The organism is Mesorhizobium sp. M2D.F.Ca.ET.226.01.1.1 (assembly GCF_004022705.2).
GTDB lineage: Bacteria > Pseudomonadota > Alphaproteobacteria > Rhizobiales > Rhizobiaceae > Mesorhizobium.
The window spans coordinates 1-296 of sequence record NZ_RZOY02000117.1; the positions used below are offsets into that span (position 1 = coordinate 1).

The window sequence follows — 296 nt, forward strand, 5'->3', positions numbered from 1 at the left end:
ATCGGATTTGCCACTGCGCAGTCGGGCTGGATGCTGGCCTATGACGGCGATGGAAGGAACATGGCCCAGTTGTGGATAGAGGATCGCAACAAGGCGGGTGGCCTGCTCGGCCAGCCTATCAAAACGATCCTAGCCGACACCAAATCGGATCGCGTCGAAGGCGCGCGCGCGGGTCAGTCCGTGGTCGATCAGGGCGCCAACATCGTCATCGTGTCGTGCGATTACGACCAGGGCTCGCCCGCGGCGGGCGCTGGCGTCATTATGGCACTGGCCTGCATGTCCGCCTCCACCCTTCT

At 63.2% G+C, this 296-nt stretch carries 1 protein-coding gene; it reads left to right on the plus strand.

What is annotated here, in order from left to right:
- Positions 1–30: 30 nt before the first annotated feature.
- Positions 31–296: ABC transporter substrate-binding protein (locus tag EN869_RS34030; protein ID WP_348640387.1), on the plus strand; the 266-nt coding region annotated here is incomplete at its 3' end.